The 18375-nt window shown below is 67.2% G+C and carries 23 protein-coding genes; 14 read left to right on the plus strand and 9 right to left on the minus strand.

Annotated features, from left to right (window positions below; translation table 11 throughout):
- Positions 1-12: 12 nt before the first annotated feature.
- Positions 13-1125, minus strand: a complete 1113-nt coding sequence (locus BU124_RS06540) for an S-(hydroxymethyl)glutathione dehydrogenase/class III alcohol dehydrogenase (protein ID WP_084861867.1) — start codon at positions 1123-1125, stop codon at positions 13-15.
- 100 nt (positions 1126-1225) lie between these two features.
- Here BU124_RS06540 and BU124_RS06545 point away from each other — a divergent pair, with 100 nt between their 5' ends.
- Both BU124_RS06545 and BU124_RS06550 read left to right on the plus strand, forming a co-directional pair.
- Positions 1226-1501, plus strand: coding sequence for an I78 family peptidase inhibitor (locus BU124_RS06545; RefSeq protein WP_084861869.1), 276 nt, complete (start codon positions 1226-1228; stop codon positions 1499-1501).
- Between the two features lie 67 nt (positions 1502-1568).
- Positions 1569-1910, plus strand: coding sequence for a DUF2794 domain-containing protein (locus tag BU124_RS06550; RefSeq protein WP_084861872.1), 342 nt, complete (start codon positions 1569-1571; stop codon positions 1908-1910).
- A gap of 102 nt (positions 1911-2012) precedes the next feature.
- On the opposite strand, the gene BU124_RS06555 is transcribed toward BU124_RS06550, so the two are convergent.
- From BU124_RS06555 to BU124_RS06565, 3 genes are all read right to left on the minus strand, one after another.
- Entirely contained in the window at positions 2013-3176 is a 1164-nt protein-coding gene (locus BU124_RS06555; protein WP_084861874.1) for a lytic murein transglycosylase, read from the minus strand.
- Positions 3177-3304: 128 nt separating this feature from the next.
- A complete protein-coding gene (locus BU124_RS06560; RefSeq protein ID WP_084861876.1) occupies positions 3305-4309 on the minus strand; it encodes a glutathione S-transferase family protein in 1005 nt (334 codons plus the stop codon).
- A gap of 115 nt (positions 4310-4424) precedes the next feature.
- Positions 4425-5597: a MalY/PatB family protein gene (locus tag BU124_RS06565; protein WP_084861878.1), complete on the minus strand. Its 1173-nt coding sequence runs from the start codon at positions 5595-5597 to the stop codon at positions 4425-4427.
- A 101-nt stretch (positions 5598-5698) separates the two neighbouring features.
- Here BU124_RS06565 and def (BU124_RS06570) point away from each other — a divergent pair, with 101 nt between their 5' ends.
- The 3 genes from def (BU124_RS06570) to fmt are packed head-to-tail and all read left to right on the plus strand — an operon-like array spanning position 5699 to position 7642.
- On the plus strand, positions 5699-6220 hold the full coding sequence (gene def, locus BU124_RS06570) for a peptide deformylase (RefSeq protein ID WP_084861880.1): 522 nt from the start codon (positions 5699-5701) through the stop codon (positions 6218-6220).
- Positions 6221-6721 carry a peptide deformylase gene (gene def / locus BU124_RS06575; RefSeq protein ID WP_084861882.1) on the plus strand — a complete coding sequence of 167 codons (501 nt, stop codon included), beginning with the start codon at positions 6221-6223 and terminating at the stop codon, positions 6719-6721.
- A 9-nt stretch (positions 6722-6730) separates the two neighbouring features.
- Complete coding sequence (gene fmt / locus BU124_RS06580; RefSeq protein WP_084861884.1) at positions 6731-7642, plus strand: methionyl-tRNA formyltransferase; 912 nt, start codon at positions 6731-6733, stop codon at positions 7640-7642.
- Here fmt and BU124_RS06585 read toward each other — a convergent pair.
- The 5 genes from BU124_RS06585 to BU124_RS06605 form a co-directional block, all read right to left on the minus strand.
- Positions 7627-8238 (minus strand): trimeric intracellular cation channel family protein, encoded by a 612-nt coding sequence (locus BU124_RS06585; protein ID WP_084861886.1) that lies wholly within the window; start codon positions 8236-8238, stop codon positions 7627-7629. The genes fmt and BU124_RS06585 overlap by 16 nt on opposite strands.
- Positions 8235-8705 carry a ribonuclease HI gene (gene rnhA, locus BU124_RS06590; RefSeq protein WP_084861888.1) on the minus strand — a complete coding sequence of 157 codons (471 nt, stop codon included), beginning with the start codon at positions 8703-8705 and terminating at the stop codon, positions 8235-8237. Before rnhA ends, BU124_RS06585 begins: the two co-directional genes overlap by 4 nt.
- 101 nt (positions 8706-8806) lie before the next feature.
- Positions 8807-9256, minus strand: a complete 450-nt coding sequence (locus BU124_RS06595; RefSeq protein ID WP_084861890.1) for a DUF3429 domain-containing protein — start codon at positions 9254-9256, stop codon at positions 8807-8809.
- Positions 9257-9305: 49 nt separating this feature from the next.
- The gene (gene ispH, locus BU124_RS06600) at positions 9306-10256 is read right to left on the minus strand and encodes a 4-hydroxy-3-methylbut-2-enyl diphosphate reductase (protein WP_084861892.1); all 951 of its coding nucleotides are present in this window, start codon (positions 10254-10256) and stop codon (positions 9306-9308) included.
- Positions 10257-10396: 140 nt separating this feature from the next.
- The gene (locus BU124_RS06605; RefSeq protein ID WP_084861894.1) at positions 10397-10969 is read right to left on the minus strand and encodes a LabA-like NYN domain-containing protein; all 573 of its coding nucleotides are present in this window, start codon (positions 10967-10969) and stop codon (positions 10397-10399) included.
- Between the two features lie 125 nt (positions 10970-11094).
- On the opposite strand from BU124_RS06605, the gene folK reads away from it, so the two are divergent.
- The 9 genes from folK (at position 11095) to rnc (ending at position 18368) form a co-directional block, all read left to right on the plus strand.
- Positions 11095-11646, plus strand: coding sequence for a 2-amino-4-hydroxy-6-hydroxymethyldihydropteridine diphosphokinase (gene folK / locus BU124_RS06610; RefSeq protein ID WP_425442453.1), 552 nt, complete (start codon positions 11095-11097; stop codon positions 11644-11646).
- A gap of 87 nt (positions 11647-11733) precedes the next feature.
- Entirely contained in the window at positions 11734-12096 is a 363-nt protein-coding gene (gene rpoZ / locus BU124_RS06615; protein WP_084861898.1) for a DNA-directed RNA polymerase subunit omega, read from the plus strand.
- An 18-nt stretch (positions 12097-12114) separates the two neighbouring features.
- Positions 12115-14253: a RelA/SpoT family protein gene (locus tag BU124_RS06620; RefSeq protein ID WP_084861900.1), complete on the plus strand. Its 2139-nt coding sequence runs from the start codon at positions 12115-12117 to the stop codon at positions 14251-14253.
- 16 nt (positions 14254-14269) lie between these two features.
- A complete protein-coding gene (locus BU124_RS06625; protein ID WP_084861902.1) occupies positions 14270-14923 on the plus strand; it encodes a DUF2062 domain-containing protein in 654 nt (217 codons plus the stop codon).
- 89 nt (positions 14924-15012) lie between these two features.
- Positions 15013-15756 carry a pyridoxine 5'-phosphate synthase gene (locus BU124_RS06630; protein ID WP_084861905.1) on the plus strand — a complete coding sequence of 248 codons (744 nt, stop codon included), beginning with the start codon at positions 15013-15015 and terminating at the stop codon, positions 15754-15756.
- Positions 15749-16372 carry a LysE family translocator gene (locus tag BU124_RS06635; protein ID WP_245831623.1) on the plus strand — a complete coding sequence of 208 codons (624 nt, stop codon included), beginning with the start codon at positions 15749-15751 and terminating at the stop codon, positions 16370-16372. The genes BU124_RS06630 and BU124_RS06635 overlap by 8 nt, the downstream gene beginning before the upstream one ends.
- Before the next feature lie 5 nt (positions 16373-16377).
- Complete coding sequence (acpS, locus tag BU124_RS06640) at positions 16378-16788, plus strand: holo-ACP synthase (RefSeq protein ID WP_084861907.1); 411 nt, start codon at positions 16378-16380, stop codon at positions 16786-16788.
- Positions 16789-16851: 63 nt separating this feature from the next.
- The gene (lepB, locus tag BU124_RS06645; RefSeq protein WP_084861909.1) at positions 16852-17688 is read left to right on the plus strand and encodes a signal peptidase I; all 837 of its coding nucleotides are present in this window, start codon (positions 16852-16854) and stop codon (positions 17686-17688) included.
- Positions 17685-18368, plus strand: a complete 684-nt coding sequence (gene rnc / locus BU124_RS06650; RefSeq protein WP_084861911.1) for a ribonuclease III — start codon at positions 17685-17687, stop codon at positions 18366-18368. Before lepB ends, rnc begins: the two co-directional genes overlap by 4 nt.
- Positions 18369-18375 lie beyond the last annotated feature (7 nt).

Here is an 18375-nt window from a genome sequence, read left to right on the forward strand (position 1 = left end):
GCGCGGTGGGGGTCAGTAGAGCACGACCGAGCGGATCGACTCGCCCCCGTGCATCAGGTCGAAGCCGGTGTTGATCTCGTCCAGCCCCATGGTGTGGGTGATCATCGGGTCGATGTCGATCTTGCCGTCCATGTACCAGTCCACGATCTTCGGCACATCCGTGCGGCCCTTGGCCCCGCCGAAGGCCGTGCCGCGCCAGACCCGCCCGGTGACAAGCTGGACGGGGCGGGTCGAAATCTCGGCTCCGGCGGGGGCGACGCCGATGATGACGCTCTCGCCCCAGCCCTTGTGGGCGGATTCCAGCGCGGCGCGCATCACCTCGACGTTGCCGGTGGCGTCGAAGGTGTAATCGCCGCCACCCCCCGTAAGATCGACAAGGTAGGGAACAAGGTCGCCCTCGACCTCGGCCGGGTTGACGAAATCGGTCATGCCGAACCGCTCGGCCATGGCGCGCTTGTCGGGGTTCAGGTCCACGCCGACGATCTGGTCGGCCCCGGCCAGGCGCAGCCCCTGGATCACGTTCAGTCCGATGCCGCCCAGGCCGAAGACGATGGCGCGCGCGCCGATCTCGACCTTGGCGGTGTTGATGACGGCCCCGATGCCGGTGGTCACACCGCAGCCGATATAGCAGATCTTGTCGAAGGGCGCGTCGGGACGCACCTTGGCCAGTGCGATTTCCGGCAGCACGGTGTGGTTGGCGAAGGTCGAACACCCCATGTAATGCAGGATCGGGTCGCCATCGAGCGTGGAAAACCGGCTCGTGCCGTCGGGCATCAGGCCTTTGCCCTGGGTGCCGCGGATCGCTTGGCACAGGTTGGTCTTGCCGCTCAGGCAGTATTCGCATTCCCGGCATTCCGGGGTGTAGAGCGGGATCACGTGATCGCCGGGCTTGAGGCTCTTGACCCCCGCGCCGACCTCCTGGACGACGCCGGCGCCCTCGTGGCCGAGGACGGCCGGGAACTGCCCCTCGGGGTCGGCGCCCGACAGCGTGAAATCGTCGGTATGGCAGATGCCGGTGGCCTTGATCTCGACGAGGACCTCGCCCGCGCGCGGGCCTTCGAGGTTCACGTCCATGATTTCGAGCGGTTGCTGGGCGGCGGTGGCGACGGCGGCGCGGGTACGCATGGTGGCTCCTCCCTGATACTTTGGCGAAACAGTGTTGGAAGCGCTGCCACGTTGCAAGCGCCGGAGTTGATTTCACCCGCAAAAATGTGACCATGGCGGCATGCGACGCGCCTGGCTTGCCGCCCTTCTTCTCGGCCTTGCTACCTGCGACCTTGCCGCGCCCCCGGGCGTGCCTGCCAGTGACGCGGACACCTGCGGTGCGGCTGACCACGCCGGGCTGGTGGGGCAGGACGCCACGGCGCTCGAACGGGTGCTGATCCTCGGCCCGGTGCGGGTGATCCGGCCCGGCATGGCGGTGACAATGGATCATCGCCCCGACCGGATCAATTTTTCCATCTCCGAGGCGGGGCGCATCACGCGCATCTACTGCGGTTGAGCCCGGCGCGACGGACCCGTTACGAGACGGGTTGAAAAACGCGGGCACAGCGGCAACTCTGTCGGGCATGACCGCGCATCCGCCCACCCCGCTGACGACCCGCGAAAGCCAGAAGGTGGCGTTTCACCGGTCCGAATTGAATGTCATCCTGTCGCTCTACGGGCGTATGGTCGCCGCCGGGGAATGGCGTGACTACGGGATGTCTTTCCTCAAGGACGTGGCGATCTTCTCGGTCTTTCGGCGCACCGCCGAGGTGCCTGTCTACCGCATCGAGAAACGCCCCAAGCTTCGGCTGCGGCAGGGCCAGTACTGCGTCATCGGGATGGAGGGGCAGGTGCTCAAGCGCGGTGACGATCTGAAAACCGTGCTGCGCGTGCTCGACCGCAAGCTGATCCGCGCGGTGGAATAGTCGTCATCTGGGTCTGCAATCCGCCGGTGTGCCGGTGCCGCATGACCGCTGCCTGAAACCTCAGGGGTCAAAATGGAAGCGCTTTAGCGCGTCGGGCACCGCTCAGAGCGCGTCGAGCAGCGCGCGCGTTGGCCAGGCATCGGCGGGCAGGCCGCGGCGGAGCTGTTCCTTCTGCACCGCGTCCCGTGTCATCGCGCCGATGATGCCGTCGACGCCGCCCACGTCGTAGCCGCGCGCCACCAGCTTTTCCTGCAGCGCGATGATCTCCGGCCCGGACAGCCCCGGATCGGGGGTCCCGGGGTCGAAGCGCGGGGCGCCTTCTAGAATGTTGGCGAAATAGGCGGCCGTGAGCACGTAGACGAAGCTCTTGTTCCACTCGAAATAGACGTTGAAATTGGGATAGGCGAGAAAGGCCGGCCCCTTGCGCCCCATGGGCAGCAGCAGGGCGCCGTCGAGGTCGCGCCGCAGGTCGCCGGTGCGCGCGGTCACGCCCCGGGCGGCCCAGTCCGAGGTCGGCCGCGGCTGATCCAGCCCGGTCAGCGACCAGTCGAGCGTGTCGGGCACACGGACTTCCTGCAGCCAGGGTTCATTCGCCCGCCAGCCGAGGTCCGACAGCATGGCCGCCCCCGACATCAGCGCATCCGCCGAGGAGGTCTTGAGCGTCACGCGGCCGTCACCGTCGCCGTCAACGCCGTTGGTCAGGATGTCCTCGGGCAGCATCTGGACCTGGCCGATCTCGCCGGCCCAGGCCCCGGTGGTGGTGCCCGGGTCGAAATCGCCGCGCGCGAACAGCTCGATCGCGGCGAAGACATGCGGGCGGAAGAGATCTGGCCGGCGGCAGTCATGGGCGAGCGTGACCAGCGCGTCGCGCGTATTGTAGTCGCCCTGCACCTGGCCGAAGTCGGTCTCGAAGGCCCAGAAGGCCAGCAGGACGCCGCGGCTGACGCCGTAGCGCGCCTCGATCCGGTCGAAGAGACTGTCGAGTTGCCTGGCGTAGTATTTGCCGTTGTCCACTCTGTACTGGGCGATCAGCCGGTCGGAGAAGTCTATGAAATTGCGCTGGAAATGGCCCTGGCGGCGGTCGGCGGCGATGACATCCGCGTCGCGGCGCGTGCCGCGAAAGAACCCGTCGACCGTGGCGCGGTCATGGCCGCGCTCCAGCGCCTTGGCGCGCAACTGGTCGACGAAGGCGGAAAAGCTGCCGCCGCATGTCTGGGCGGCAGCGGGGCCGGCAAGAAGGGACAGGACGAGGGCAAGGGCGCGCATGCGGAACTCCGATGGAAGGCTGCTCGGAGCCTAGCAAGTTGCCACACTCGGGCAAGGGCATGTCGCACGTGCCGCCCGGCGGCAAGCGGGGTGCCGCCGAGCAGTGTGTCAGCCCCTGTCGCTTGGGGTCAGGCCGCGGCTTGCACCCGCTCGCGCCCGTGCGGCGCCGCGTGATCCAGGATCGGGTTGATGGGAATGATCCGGTGCGGGTTAATCGTCTCGTGGCTGTAGTGGTAGTGCTCGACGATGTGGCCCATGTGAACGGTGTCCGCCACCGGGCCATCGGGGGCCTGCCACTGGTAAAGCTCGCGGGTGAAGCCCCAGAGATTGGGATAGTCGATCAGCCGTTTGCGGTTGCACTTGAAGTGCAGGTGATAGACCGGGTCGAACCGGATCAGCGTGGTCCAGAGCCGCCAGTCGGCCTCGGTGATGCGCCCGCCCATGAGATAACGGTTGCGCGAGAGGTGATCCTCAAGCCACTCCAGACTGTCGAAGAGGGGATGCACGGCCGCCTCGTAGGCCTCTTGCGTGGTGGCGAAGCCGGACTTGTAGACGCCGTTGTTGACCGTGTCGTAGACGCGCGCGTTGATCGGCTCGATCTCCGCGCGCAGGTCTTCGGGGCAGTAGTCGTCGGTGTTGCCGGTCAGCCCGTCGAAGGCCGAATTGAACATGCGGATGATTTCCGCGCTTTCGTTCGACACGATGGTTTCGCGCTGCCGGTCCCAAAGGATCGGCACGGTCACGCGCCCCGAAATGTCCGGATCGGCCTTGAGGTAGAGGTCGCGGGTGAAGGGCAGTCCGTAAAGGCGATCGCCCGTGGCGCCGTCGAAATCCGTCTCGAAGGTCCAGCCGTCGGACAGCATGTGCGGATGCACGACCGACACGTCGATGTGATCCGCCAGGCCCTTGAGCAGGCGGAACACCAGCGCCCGATGCGCCCAGGGGCAGGCGTAGGACACATAAAGGTGGTAGCGCCCGCTTTCGGCCGGAAAGCCGCCCTCGCCCGAGGGGCCGGGCCGGCCGTCCGGGGTGACCCAGTTGCGAAACCGCGACGTGTCGCGCTGGAAGGCACCGCCGGTCGACTTGGTGTCGTACCAGGTGTCTTCCCATTTTCCGTTGACCAATCGACCCATGCCGACCTCCTTTTTTCAGTTCACCGATCAAGGTAGAGGTCTGCGGTTTACGCGCAAAGGGCGAGGAATGCGCATCACCCTCGGCACAGGCGCACACGGGGCAGTCGAACGCCGGTTACTGCAAATCGGCGAATGCCCGTGACAGCCGCGCGAGCGCTTCCTCCACGCGTGCCCGCTGGGTGCCGAGGTTGAAGCGCATGAAGCTCTCGCCGCCGGTGCCCAGGGTATGGCCCGGGGTAGCGGCGATCCCGGCGCTGTCCTGCAGCCGGGCGTGGATCTCGGCCCGGTCCATGCCGGTTGCGGTGAAATCCACCCAGGCGAGGTAGGTGCTTTGCATCGGCATGGCCCGAAGCCCAGGGATTTCATCCACCCCGGCGCAGAACAGATCGCGGTTGGCTTGCAGGTAGGGCATCAGCTGGTCCACCCAGGCCGCGCCCTCGGGGCTGTAGGCGGCACGGGTCAGCGTCACGCCCAGCAGGTTGGGGCTGATGTCGAAGCCGCGAAAGAACCGCGCAAACCGCGCGCGCAGGTCAGGGTCGGGGATCACCATGTAGCCGGTGCGCGCGCCCGCGACCGAAAAGGTCTTGGAGGCCGCGCTCATGGCGATCAGCCGCGGCGCGATCCCGGGCACCGCCATGTGGGTCGGCACGAACCGGTGCCCTTCGAAGACCAGGTCGCCATGGACTTCGTCCGAGACGAGCAGCAGGTCGTGGCGGTCGCAGAACGCCGCCATCTGTTGCAGTTCCGCCGGGGTCCAGACGCGGCCAGCGGGATTGTGCGGCGAACTGATCAGCAGCATCTTTTCCTTGCCGGTCATGCGGGCCTCGACGGCGTCGAAGTCCAGCGCGTAGACGCCATCGCACACGGCAAGCGGCAACTCGGTCACCACGCGTTCGGTCCGGCCGATCTTGGCGGCGAATTCGTGGTAGACCGGTGTCAGGATGGCGACGTGATCCCCGGGATCGGTGAAACACTGGATGGTCAGGGAGATGGCATTACCCAGACCATGGGTCGTGAACAGCCAGTCGCTGTCGATCTGCCAGCCGTGGCGCGTTTCCTGCCACCAGGCGATCGCGTCATGAAACGAGTCCGTATCGCAGAAATAGCCGTAATCGGCCCGGTCGAGCAGGCCGCGCACGGCCTTTTGCAGGAAATCGGGGGCCTCGAAATCCTTGTCGGCCACCCACATCGGCAGGCCCGCGTCTGGCGATATGCCGAAGGCGGGCTGCATCATGTCCCACTTGGTGGAGCCGGTGCCGGTGCGGTGGGTCAGCGTGTCGAAGCTCATGCGGTCCTCGTCTGGTGAGTTTTGGCGACGCTACCTGTCCCCGCGCCGGGTGCAAGGGGCGTGTATTGCGCCGCGTGGTGCAATCACATAAATGCATCCACATGACCCTGAGACCCATCCTGATCCACCCCGATCCGCGCCTGAAGAAGGTGGCGACGCCGGTTGCGGAAGTGACCGACGAGGTCCGGCGGCTGGCTGACGACATGCTGGAAACCATGTACGACGCGCCGGGCATCGGGCTGGCCGCGCCGCAGGTGGGCGTCGCAGATCGCCTGCTGGTGATGGATTGCGTCAAGGACCCTGAGGCGACGCCCGAGCCCATGGTCCTGATCAACCCCGAGATCGTCGAGACCTCCGAGGAAACCGGCGTCTACGAAGAGGGCTGCCTGTCGATCCCCGAACACTATGCCGACGTGGAGCGCCCGGTTGCGGTGACCGTGAAATGGCTGGGGCTGGACGGCCGGACCCACAGCGAACATTTCGACGGGCTCTGGGCGACCTGCGTGCAGCACGAGATCGACCACCTCAACGGCAAGCTTTTCATCGACCACCTCAAGCCGCTGCGCCGACAGATGATCACGCGCAAGATGGTCAAGTTCAAGCGCGAGAAGGCCCGCGCCTGAATGCCACCGCGCCCCTTCGTGCCCTGGCCCGACAAGGTGCTGCGCACCCCCGCGCAGCCAGTCGCAGAAATCACGGATGACATTCGCGCGCTCTGGGACGAGATGATCGCGGCCATGGACGCCATGCCCGGGGTCGGTCTGGCGGCGGTGCAGCTGGGTGTGCTCCTGCGCATGGCGGTGGTGGATGCCAGTGACAGGCGCGGGCAGGCGGTGCGCATGGCCAACCCGGAAGTCCTGCACGCCAGTGTCGCGCTGCGCGACCACCGGGAAGCCTCGCCCAACCTGCCCGGCGTCTCAGAAGTGATCTCGCGGCCGCGCGCGGTGACGGTGCGGTTCATGGATGAAAACGGTATTGATGAACGGCGCGAATTCGTCGGGCTCTGGGCGACCAGCGTCCAGCATCAGATCGACCATCTGAACGGGTGGATGTATTTCGATCACCTGTCGCGGCTCAAACGCGACCGGCTGATCGCCAAGGCCCGCAAGCTGCGGGCAGGCTAGGGGGCGCCGATGCGCATCGTCTTCATGGGCTCGCCCGAGTTCTCGGTTCCCGCCCTCGACGCGCTCGTGCAGGCGGGGCACGAGATCGCCTGCGTCTATTGCCAGCCGCCGCGCCCGGCGGGCCGGGGCAAGAAAGACCGGCCGACGCCGGTGCAGGCCCGGGCCGAGGCGCTGGGCCTGTCCGTGCGCCACCCGGTGTCGTTGAAAGGGGCACAGGACCAGGCGGAGTTCGCCGCGCTGGACGCGGATGTTGCCGTCGTGGTGGCCTATGGCCTTTTGCTGCCGCAGCCGGTGCTGGACGCGCCTGTGCACGGTTGTCTGAACATCCACGCCTCGCTTCTGCCGCGCTGGCGCGGGGCGGCCCCGATCCACCGCGCGGTGATCGCGGGCGACCGCGAGACCGGCGTCTGCATCATGCGGATGCAGGCCGGGCTGGACACCGGCCCGGTGCTGCTGCGCGAGGCGACGCCCATCGGCCCCAAAGACACAACCGGGGATCTGCACGATCGGCTCTCGGCGATGGGCGCGCGCCTGATCGTCGCGGCGCTCGACGATCTGGGCGGTTTGACGCCCGCGCCCCAGGCGGACACCGGCGTGACCTATGCCGCCAAGATCGACAAGGCCGAGACGCGCATCGACTGGACCCTGCCCGCGTGGGAGATTGATGCAAAGGTCAGGGGGCTCTCGCCCGCCCCCGGTGCCTGGACCGAGGTTTCCGGCGAGCGGATCAAGCTGCTGGCATCACGGATGGCTGCGGGCGCGGGGGCACCGGGCGAAGTGCTTGATGACAGGTTTACGGTCGCCTGCGGCCAGGGCGCCGTGCAGTTCCTGCGCGTGCAGCGCGCGGGGCGAGGGCCGCAAGACGCCGCGGATTTCCTTCGGGGCAGGGCGCTTCGAGCCGGGGCTTACCTCGGGCGGTAGGTCGGCAGGCGCCAACCGAAGGCAAGCGACCCGGCGCGCAGCGCGAATGTGACCGTTATCGCGACCACGACGGGGGCGAACACCCCCTCGATCACCTGCATCACCGCAACGGCAGCCGCCGCCCCGCCAAAGGACGCGGCGGCATACATCTCGCCCGGCGTAAGCAGAAGCGGCATTTCCCGTGCCACGACGTCGCGCATCAAGCCGCCGAGGGTTCCCGTCACAACCCCCATTATGGTCAGGATCAGCAAGGACTGTTCCATGTTCTGCGCCGTTGCCACCCCTGCCGCGGTGGCGATAGACAGGGCCACGGCGTCGAGCCAAACCAATGCACGTTGCCATTTCTCGAGCAGATGGGCGACGAGGAAGGCCACCAGGGCGGCCCCCGTGGCCGCGAGTATATGCACCGGGGTCTCGACCCAGAAAACGGGGTGCCGGTCAAGCAGCAGGTCGCGGACGGTCCCGCCGCCCACCGCGGCCAGGGCTGCCAGAAAGACAAAGCCGATAACGTCGAGCTGGGCTCGGCTGGCCCGGATGGCCCCGGTCAGGGCAAAGAGGATGACCGCGACAAGGTCGAGTGACAGCGGTGTGATCATCCCTGCGGTCCCGGGCCGGCCTTGAAGGGGGCCATGCCGGCGCGGGCCAGGGCATCGGCACGTTCGTTTTCCGGGTGCCCGGCATGGCCCTTGACCCATTCCCAGGTCACGTCGTGGCGCGCGGCGGCGGCCTCCAGCGCCTGCCAGAGCTCGGCGTTCTTGACGGGCTTTTTCTGCGCCGTCTTCCAGCCCTTGGCCTTCCAGCCGTGAATCCACTTGGTGATTCCGTCGCGGACATAGTTGCTGTCGGTCACGATGGTCACGCGGCTGGACTGTGTCAGCGCGTTGAGCGCCTCGGTCGCGGCCATCAGCTCCATGCGGTTGTTCGTCGTGCCGGCCTCGCCGCCCGAAAGTTCGCGTTCGCGCAGCACGTTTTCGCCCTCGCGGGCCTGCAGCAGCACACCCCAGCCACCGGGGCCGGGGTTGCCGGAACAGGCACCGTCGGTGAAGGCATAGAGGTCGGGCATGGGTTGGTCAGGCCGATCCTAGGGCGTGTCTGTCGAACCGTCCGTTTGCCTTGGTGCGGCGGTCGGATGCAACCGGGAAAACGGCCCGCGCCGGCCCCGGTTCACAGGATCACCGGCGCGAGGCACAGCAGCACCACCAGCGTCAGCGGCACGCGCAGGGCCATCCACCAGCGCGGCGCCAGCCCTGCGTTCCAGAAGAACCAGTCCAGCAGCAACAGCCCGGCAAATCCCGTTGCCAGGTTGACCGCGGCGCTGACGGCCCCGCCGCCCACCATGAAAAAAGCCCAGAGCGCCGGGACGACGGACAGGGTATAACCAAGCGCGGCCAGCCGCCCCGCTGCTCGGGTGGCGAAGCCCCAGAGGACACCGGCCATGAAGGCCAGGATTACGGTGCCATAGGCGATCTGGACGTAGGGCCCGATGAAGCGGCCGCCGATCCGGCCCATCGCCCGCATCCCCAGATCGGGCAGCAGCACGGTCGCGGCCCCCCAAAGGAAGGGCAGAAGCCCGGCCAGGCCGAGCACGAGGGCGGAGCGGGGGATATCCTTCATGGGGCCCTAGATGATCTGGCCGCGCGGGATTGGCAAGCGGCCGGATGCCTCAGGCCGGTTCGCGCAGGGCGCGGGGCACCTTGAATTCCACGTCTTCGCGGGCGGTCTCGACGGATTCGACCGTGACGGCGTAGCGGTCGCGGAAGCTGTCGATCACCTCGTTGATCAGGGCCTCGGGGGCCGAGGCGCCGGCGGTGACGGCAACAGTCGCGACTCCGTCCAGCGCGCGCCAGTCGATGTCGGCGGCCCGTTGCACCAGTTGCGCGTAGGGGCAGCCGGCCTTGCGCCCCACCTCGACCAGCCGCCGCGAGTTCGAGGAATTGGGCGCGCCCACGACCAGCAGCGCATCGGCGCGCGGCGCCACCGCCTTGACCGACTCCTGCCGGTTCGTGGTGGCATAGCAGATGTCTTCCTTGTGGGGGCCGATGATATTGGGAAACCGCGCCTGCAGCGCGGCCACGATATCCGAGGTGTCATCCACCGACAGCGTGGTCTGGGTGACGAAGGCCAGCTTGTCGGGGTCGCGGACCTGCACGCGCGCGACGTCCTCGACCGTCTCGACCAACAGAACCTCGCCCTCGGGCAACTGGCCCATGGTGCCCACGGTTTCGGGGTGGCCGGCGTGACCGATCATGATCATCTGAAGGCCGTTTTCGGCGTGGCGGGCGGCCTCGATATGCACCTTCGACACCAGCGGGCAGGTGGCATCGACATAGATCATCTCGCGCTTGGCGGCCTCGGCCGGGACGGCCTTGGGCACGCCATGGGCCGAGAAGATCACCGGGCGATCGTCCGGGCACGCGTCCAGCTCCTCGACGAAGACCGCGCCCTTGGTGCGCAGGTCATCGACGACGTACCTGTTATGCACGATCTCGTGGCGGACGTAGACGGGGGCACCCCATTTCTCCAACGCCATCTCGACGATCTTGATGGCGCGGTCGACACCGGCACAGAACCCGCGCGGGGCGGCGAGCAGCAGGGTAAGGGGCGGCTTCGTCATGCCGGAAACCTAGGCGCTCGCGCCGCGCGCGTCCAGAACCGTGCCGGGCAAATCATGTGCAAAAGGCCTCGGGCGCTGTCCGGGCGCCCGCCACCACCGGGATGGCGGCGGACGATCCGTGACGCGCGGAGCCTTCGGTTTCATTCGGTGCCGACCGGGGCCTCGCTGCGGGGTTCGCGGGGTTCCCGCGGGGGGCGGCCGATGACCTCGCGCAGGTCTTCAAGTTCGATGAAGTTGTCGGCCTGGCGGCGCAGCTCGTCGGCGATCATGGGCGGCTGGCTGCGGATGGTCGAGACGACCGAGACCCGCACCCCCTTGCGCTGGATCGATTCGATCAGCGGCCGGAAGTCGCCATCGCCCGAGAACAGCACGATGTGGTCCACGTGAGGGGCCAGTTCCATGGCATCGACGGTCAGTTCTATGTCCATGTTGCCCTTGACCTTGCGCCGGCCCTGGCTGTCGGTGAACTCCTTCGCCGGCTTGGTCACCATGGTGAAACCGTTGTAGTGCAGCCAGTCGACAAGGGGCCTGATCGGTGAATACTCGTCGTTTTCCAGCAGGGCGGTGTAGTAGAACGCCCGCAGCAGCTTGCCGCGACGCATGAATTCCTGTCGCAGCAGCTTGTAGTCGATGTCGAACCCGAGCGCCTTGGCCGCGGCATAGAGGTTCGACCCGTCAATGAAGAGCGCAAGGCGCTCATCACGGTAGAACATGAATTTTTCCTTCCAATGAAAGCTCGCCGGTTGGGGTTGCGCGTGAGTGGTATTAATCCGGCGGACAGGGCATGTAAGAGATTTGTAACATGACACAACCTTTCCTTAGGGGCACTATCGAAAGATTGACCCTGGTCGCCATAGGGTCGAACGCCAGCTCGCCGCACGGCGACGCGCGGGCGACGGTGGAGGCGGCCGTTGCGGCATTGCGCGCGGCCTTCGGCGACGGGGTCGCGGTCAGTCGATTCTTTGCCACCCCGGCCTTTCCGGCCGGATCGGGGCCGGATTTCGTGAACGCGGCGGCGGCCTTTCGCAGCGCAGACGCGCCGGGCAACATCCTGGCCCGCCTGCACGAGATCGAGGCGGATTTCGGGCGCAGCCGGGGCGCGCGATGGGGCCAGCGCAGCCTCGACCTGGACCTAATCGCGGTTGGCGACCTGGTCCTGCCGGACGCCGCCACGCAGACTCATTGGCGCGACCTGCCCCTGTCCGAGCAGCAAAGGATCGCCCCCGAGGACCTGATCCTGCCGCATCCGCGGCTGCAAGACCGGGCCTTCGTTCTGGTGCCGCTGGCGGATGTGGCCGAACACTGGCGCCACCCGGGGCTGGGCCTGACTGTCACCCAGATGCGCGCGGCGCGACCGGCGGACGAGGTCGCGGCGGTTGTACCGCTCTAGCGACCCGGGAATCGCCTTGTCAAACGGCTGTCAAGGCTTTATGCCGCCCCTTCCACCGACGACCAGACCGACCGATTGGAGTGCCCCATGGCCCGCGTGACCGTTGAAGACTGCGTAGACAAGGTTCCGAACCGCTTCGAGCTGGTGATGCTTGCCGCGCACCGGGCCCGCGAGATCTCGGCTGGCTCGCCCGTCACCGTGGAGCGCGACAACGACAAGAACCCTGTCGTGTCCCTGCGCGAGATCGCCGACGAGACCCAGCAGGCTGACGATCTGCGCGAGCGCCTGATCGAATCGAACCAGACCCAGATCGAGGTCGACGAGCCCGAAGAGGACTCCATGGCGATCCTCATGGGAGGCGGCGGTGAACAGCCCGACGCCCCGGCCGAGGACGACATGAGCGAGGAAAAGCTCCTGCGCGCCCTCATGGATGCCCAGAGCGAAAAGTAGAGGCGGACCCCGACCGGCATGATCGCGGCAGATGACCTGATCGGGCTGGTCCGAACCTACAACCCCAAGTCCAACGAGGACCTGATCCGCGACGCCTTCGCCTTCGGGGCGGAGATGCACGACGGCCAGTTCCGCCATTCCGGCGAGCCCTATTTCACCCACCCGGTGGCCGTGGCCGGCATCCTGGCCGAGCAGCAGATGGACGATGCCACCATCGTCACGGCCCTGCTGCACGACACCATCGAGGACACCAAGGCCAGCTTCCGAACGGTCGAGCACCGCTTCGGCCGCGAGATCGCCGATCTTGTCGAGGGCGTCACCAAGCTGACCAACCTGCAGCTGACCGATGCCGCCTCGAAACAGGCCGAGAATTTCCGCAAGCTGTTCATGGCCACCGCGCGCGATCTGCGGGTGACGCTGGTCAAGCTGGCCGACCGGCTGCACAACATGCGCACCATCAAGTCCATGCGCACCGACAAACAGGTCCAGAAGGCGCGCGAGACGATGGACATCTATGCCCCGCTCGCCGGGCGCATGGGCATGCAATGGATGCGCGAGGAACTTGAGGACCTGGCCTTTCGCGTGCTCAACCCCGAGGCGCGCAATTCCATCATCCGCCGGTTCATCACGCTGCAACGCGAAACCGGCGACGTGATCGAGAAGATCACCGCCGACATGGAGGCCGAGCTGGACCGCGCCGGTCTCGTGGCCGAGGTCTACGGCCGCGCCAAGAAACCCTATTCGATCTGGCGCAAGATGCAGGAAAAGGACCAGGGCTTCTCGCGCCTGTCCGACATCTACGGCTTTCGCATCCTGACCGGGACCGAGGCCGACTGCTACGCCGTTCTTGGCGTGATCCACCAGCGCTGGCGCGCGGTGCCGGGCCGGTTCAAGGATTACATCAGCCAGCCCAAGTCGAACGGCTATCGCTCCATCCACACCACCGTGTCCGGGCGCGACGGCAAGCGCGTCGAGGTTCAGATCCGCACCCGCGAGATGCACGAGGTCGCCGAGACGGGCGTCGCCGCGCATTGGTCCTATCGCGATGGCGAGCGGGTCGAGAACCGCTTTGCGGTCGATCCCGCGCGCTGGGTCGCCTCGATGACCGAGCGCCTGGACGAGGGGCACGACCACGACGAGTTTCTCGATTTCGTCAAGCTGGAGATGTACCAGGACCAAGTCTTCTGTTTCACCCCCAAGGGCGATGTCATCAAGCTGCCGCGCGGGGCGACGCCGATCGACTTTGCCTATGCCATCCACACCCGGATCGGCCATGCCACCGTGGGGGCCAAGGTGGACGGGCTGCGCGTGCCGCTGTGGACGCGGCTCAAGAACGGGCAGTCGGTCGAGGTCATCACCGCCGAGGGCCAGAGCCCGCAGGTGACATGGGTCGACATAGCCGTGACCGGGCGCGCCAAGACCGCCATCCGCCGCGCCCTGCGCGAAGAGGATCGCGAGCGGTTCATCCGGCTGGGCCGGGAACTGGCCCGCGTCGCTTTCGAGAACATCGGCAAGAAGGCCACCGACAAGGCCCTGCGCACCGCCGCCAAGGCGATGGGGCTGGCCACCACCGAGGACCTGCTGGAACAATTGGGCAGCGCCGACGTGACCAGCCGCGAGGTGGTGCGCGCCATCTACCCCGAACTGGCCGAGGCCGAGGGCCCCGAGATCGAGCCGCGCCGCGCCGTCGTCGGGCTGGCCGCCGACCAGTCCTTTCGGCGCGCGCAGTGCTGTCAGCCCGTGCCCGGCGAGCGCATCGTCGGGATCACCCAGCGCGGTCAGGGCGTTGTCGTGCATGCCATCGACTGCGACGTGCTGGCCCAGTACGAGGACCAGCCCGACCGCTGGGTCGATCTGCACTGGGCCGAAGGCACGCACCGGGCCGGAAACACCGTCACCATGGAGCTGACGATTTCCAACGACGCCGGTGTCCTGGGCCGCGTCTGCACGCTGATCGGCGAGCAGGAGGCGAACATATCCGATCTTGTCTTCGTCGATCGCAAGCCGGACTACTACAGGCTGCTGATCGAGGTTGACCTGCGCGACGTAGAACATATGCACAGGATCATGACGGCGCTTGAAGCGGAAAGCCATGTCTCGGCCATCGGCCGTCACCGCGATCCCGACCGCGCGGGGACGGTCGAACGCCAGCAGTAGAACGGGAACGCGACAGGTGGTCTTCAGACGCAGGGACAGACGCCCGATCTGGCGGATCATCTTCGAGGTCTTCTGGCCGCGCGGCGGCTGGGCCCGGGCGGCGCGCTACGTCCAGTATCGGGTGCGCCGGCTGCCCGACACCCCCGAAAAGATTGGTCGCGGCATCTGGGCCGGGGTCTTCGTGACCTTCTCGCCCTTTTTCGGGCTGCATTTCTTCATTTCGGTTTTTCTGGCCTGGTTGATGCGGGGCAACATGGTGGCCGCCCTGTTGGCGACGTTTTTCGGCAATCCCCTGACCTACATCCCCATCGCGGCGACGTCGCTGTGGTTCGGGCATCTGCTGCTCGGCGAGGCCCCGCGTCAGGTGGACCTGAATGCCGAGATTTCCGCCGCCTCGGCCGATATCTGGCACAACCTCGGTGCAATTTTCTCGGCCGCGCCGATGCGGTGGGACGGGCTGCAGGACTTCTATCAGACGACGTTCTTTCCCTTCATGATCGGAGGGATCATCCCGGGCCTCGTCGCGGCGACGACCTGCTACTATCTGGCCGTGCGGGTGATCCATGCCTATCAGAACCGGCGGCGCAAGGTGCTGCGGGCCAAGCTGCGCAAGCTCAAGCAGCCGTCCGCCGGGTCGGATGCCGGCGACGACCCGCCGCAGCGCCCGTGATGGACCGGGTCAGGAATTGTCATGCCGGGCGCCTTTCACCCGGTGGCGCGGGGCGCTAGCCTCGCGCGGCAGAAGAAGGGAGAACAGCCATGGACGACCTGCGTCTGGGCGTGAACATCGACCACGTGGCCACGGTGCGCAACGCCCGCGGCGGCACCTATCCCGAACCCGTTCGCGCCGCCAAGCTGGCCGAGGCGGCCGGCGCCGACGGGATCACCGCGCACCTGCGCGAGGATCGCCGCCATATCTCGGATCGTGACATCGCGGCGCTGACCGAGGCGCTAGAGACACCGCTCAATTTCGAGATGGCCGCGACCGAGGAAATGCAGCGTATCGCCCTGCGGCACCGCCCGCATGCCGTCTGCATCGTCCCCGAAAAGCGCGAGGAACGCACCACCGAGGGCGGGCTCGAGGTCGCGCGGGAGGAAAACCGCCTGGCGCATTTCATCGCGCCGCTGCGCGAGGCGGGCTGCCGGGTGTCGATTTTCGTTGCGGCCGACCGGCGCCAGATCGACGCCGCGCACCGCATCGGCGCGCAAGTGGTCGAACTGCACACCGGTGCCTACTGCGACGCCCACGCCGAGGGCCGCCTCGACGACTGCGACCGCGAACTGGAGGGTCTGCGCGAGATGGCCGCCCTCGCCCAGTCACTGGGCCTCGAGGTGCACGCGGGCCACGGCCTGACCTTCGAGACCGTTCAGCCGGTGGCCGCCTTTCCTGAAGTCAGGGAACTGAACATCGGCCATTTCATCATCGCCGAGGCGATCTTCATGGGGCTGGACCCGGCGATCCGCGAAATGCGCCGCCTGATGCACGAGGCCCGCGGTGCCTGACGTCCTGATCCCGCTGCCGGTCCTGCTGGGGGGCTGGATGCTCGCCGCCGGGAGTCCCGGCCCGGCGACGCTGGCCATTTCCGGCACCGCGATGGGCTACGGCCGCGCGACGGGCACGGCGCTGGCGCTGGGCATCGTCGCCGGCTCGGCCAGCTGGGGCATCGCCGCCGGGCTCGGGTTTTCGGCGGTCATGATGTCGAACGCCTGGCTGTTCGAGGCGCTGCGCCATGCCGGTGCCGCCTATCTGCTTTACCTGGCGCTGAAATCCCTGCGCACGGCCTGGGCAGGTGGCCCTGCCGCGCAGGCGGCGGCGCCGCGCGGGCGGTTTTTCGTGAAGGGGCTTCTGATCCACCTGACCAACCCCAAGGCCATGCTGGCCTGGGGGTCGATCTACGCTATCGCGCTGCCCCCGGGGGCCGGTCTGCTGGCGGTCTGGCAGGTGTTCGCCATGCTGGCTGGCGTCTCGGCGGTGATGTTTCTGGGCTATGCCTGGCTGTTCTCGGTGGGGGCGATCTCGAAGGCCTATGCCCGCGCCCGGCGCTGGTTCGAACTGGCCTTCGGGCTGCTGTTCGGCGCGGCCAGCCTGCGTATCCTGACCCTGCGGCTGGAGACCTGAGGGCGATGATCCTCGGCATCGGCACCGACTTTGCCAACATCGAGCGCATCCAGGGCACGCTCGACCGTTTCGGCGCCCGGTTCCGGAATCGTGTCTTCACCGAGGTCGAGCAGGCCAAGGCCGAGCGCCGCGCCGATGTCGCGGGCACCTATGCCAAGCGCTGGGCCGCGAAAGAGGCTTGTTCCAAGGCGCTGGGCACGGGCCTGCGCATGGGCATCGCCTGGAAGGACATGGCGGTCACGAACCTCGCGACCGGCCAGCCCGTCATGGCCGTTACCGGCTGGGCACGCGACAGGCTGGCAGAGATGACACCCGCGGGCCACACGGCCATCATTCACGTCACCCTGACCGACGATCACCCCTGGGCGCAGGCCTTCGTGGTGATCGAGGCGCGGCCCCTGACAGCCCCGGACTGACAGGTTGACTCGGGGCCGTCCCCGCCCCATGAAGCATCGGTCTTTCACAGGGAATTCCAGTCAATGTCCGAAAGCGCCGGCCTGCTGCACACCGTCAAGGAAACCATCAAGACGGTTGTTTATGCCTTGCTCATCGCCGGGGTCTTTCGGACCCTGTTCTTCCAACCGTTCTGGATTCCCTCCGGCTCGATGAAGGACACGCTGTTGATCGGCGATTTCCTTTTCGTCAACAAGATGGCCTACGGCTATTCCTATGCCTCTTGCCCCTCGATCCGGATACCGCGCTTCGGCATCGATGTCGGCGCGGATGACTTCTGTGGCGTCTTCGAGGGCGGCAACGACCGGTTGTTCGGCTCCGAGCCCGAGCGCGGCGACGTCGTTGTCTTTCGCCATCCGGTGACAGGCCGCGACTTCATCAAGCGCGTGATCGGCCTGCCGGGCGACCGCATCCAGATGCGCAACGGGGTTGTCCAGATCAACGGCGAAGCCGCCGAGCAAAGCCCCGACGGCTTTTTCATCGAAACCATGGACCGGCAGGGTCCCAGCGGGTTGCTGCCGCAGTGCATGAACGGGGCGGTGGGCCTCGGGTCCGAGTGCCAGAAGCAGCGCTTCACCGAGGAACTGCCCAACGGTGTCACGCATTCCGTCCTCAACATCGGGCCGCGGGCGCTGGACAACACCGGCGTCTTCACCGTGCCCGAGGGGCAGTATTTCTTCATGGGCGACAACCGTGACAATTCCTCGGACAGCCGCGTCCCGCAGGCCGCGCGCGGCGTCGGCTTCGTGCCTTACGAGGATATCGTGGGGCGCGCCGACCGGATCATGTTCTCGTCCGCCGGGCGGTCCATGCTGGCCTTCTGGACCTGGCGGTCGGACCGCTTCTTCAAGGCGATCGAGTGAAACTCTCGGCCGAGCTACGAGCGTTCCAGGACAGGCTGGGCCATCGCTTCGCCCGGCCCGAGCTGCTACTCCGCGCAGTGACGCATCCGTCGATGTCCAGCCTGCACCGGGACGACAACCAGCGGCTGGAGTTCCTCGGCGACAGGGTGCTGGGGCTGGTCATGGCCGAGGCGCTGCTCGAGGCGGACCCGGCTGCGGCCGAGGGGCAGCTGGCGCCGCGCTACAACGCGCTGGTGCGCAAGGAAACCTGCGCCGCCGTGGCGCGTGAAACCGACCTTGGCGCCGTGCTGAAACTCGGCCGGTCCGAGATGAAATCGGGCGGTCGCCGCAAGGAGGCCCTGCTGGGCGACGCCATGGAGGCGGTGATCGCCGCCGTCTACCTGGACGCCGGCTTCGCGGCGGCGCGCGCGCGCATCATGGCCCTGTGGGGGGATCGCATCACCACGGTCAAGGCCGATGCCCGCGACGCCAAGACCGCGCTTCAGGAATGGGCGCAGGCGCGGGGCCAGCACCCGCCCGTTTATGAGGAAAGCGCGCGCTCGGGCCCCGATCACGCGCCGCAGTTCACGATCCAGGTGAGCCTGCAAAGCGGCCAGAGCGCCAGTGCCACCGCCGGATCCAAGCGCCACGCCGAGCACGCTGCCGCGCAGGCTTTGCTGGACCGTGTCGAGGCAGAGTAGGAGAGCC

This window comes from Salibaculum halophilum, assembly GCF_002094885.1.
In the GTDB taxonomy this organism is placed as follows: Bacteria; Pseudomonadota; Alphaproteobacteria; order Rhodobacterales; family Rhodobacteraceae; genus Salibaculum; species Salibaculum halophilum.